Below are 1078 nucleotides of genomic sequence, written 5' to 3'. Positions count from 1 at the left end.
GCTGAGGATCTCGGCGTCGGCCTGTCGACCCTGCGCAACTGGATCGACCGCCGCCGTGAGCGCCAGATCGACGATCCGCCCGAGGAGCACCAGGAGGACATGGCGGCCGAGCTCAAGCGACTGCGACGCGAGAACGAGATCCTGCGCCAGGAACGGGGGATCCTGAAGAAGGCGACCGCTTTTTTCGCCAAGGAGGGAAGTCGATGAGGTTCAAGTTCATCGATCTGGCGAAAGAGAACTTCCCCGTCACCCGTCTGTGCCGCGTCCTCGATGTCAGTTCCAGCGGCTATTTCGCCTGGCGCTCCCGTCCAGCCAGCCCGCGCCAGCGCGAGGACTTGGTGCTGCTGGCCCACATCCGCTCGGCCTTCACCCTCTCGAATGGGACTTACGGTAGCCCGCGCATGACCCGCGAGCTGCAGGATGAGGGCCTGCCCGTCGGCCGCCGTCGGACGGCCCGGCTGATGCGCGAGAATGGTCTCAAGGCCCGGCAGAAGCGGCGCTTCAAACGCACCACCGACAGCCACCACGCCTTCCCGGTCGCGCCCAACCTGCTCGAGCAGGACTTCTCGGCCGAGCGTCCGAACCAGAAATGGAATGCCGATATCTCGTACGTGTGGACGGGTGAAGGCTGGCTGTACCTGGCCGTGGTCCTCGATCTCTTCGCCCGGCGGGTAGTCGGCTGGGCGGTGAGTGACCGGCTGCACAAGAAACTGGCGCTCGAGGCGCTGCGTAAGGCGCTGGCGATCCGAAGACCCGGTGAGGGGCTGACCCACCACGCGGACCGCGGCAGCCAATATTGTTCGATCGCGTATCAGGCCGAGCTGAGGAAACACGGCATTCGGATCTCGATGTCCGGGAAGGGCAACTGTTATGATAATTCGGTGGTCGAGACCTTCTTCAAGACCTTGAAGTCCGAACTGGTCTGGCGCACCGTCTTCCAGACGAGAGCTGAGGCCAAGGCGGCGATTGGGCGTTATATTGATGGCTTTTACAATCCTGTACGGCGTCATTCGACACTGGACTATGTCAGCCCGGTTCAGTTTGAAAGGCTAGCCGGATCGCTACAAAACCGCTCTCC

At 62.8% G+C, this 1078-nt stretch carries 1 protein-coding gene; it reads left to right on the top strand.

Annotated features, from left to right (window positions below; translation table 11 throughout):
* A protein-coding gene (locus JKL45_RS29600; protein ID WP_376771099.1) for an IS3 family transposase occupies positions 1-1078 on the top strand; the annotation gives its coding sequence in 2 pieces (ribosomal slippage) (positions 1-172 and positions 172-1078; 1079 coding nt annotated over the 2 pieces). This gene is flagged as partial in the annotation.

The organism is Microvirga soli (assembly GCF_016734765.1).
GTDB lineage: Bacteria > Pseudomonadota > Alphaproteobacteria > Rhizobiales > Beijerinckiaceae > Microvirga > Microvirga soli.
The sequence above is the reverse complement of the archived record's forward strand: the minus strand, read 5'-3'. Positions and strand labels throughout refer to the sequence as shown.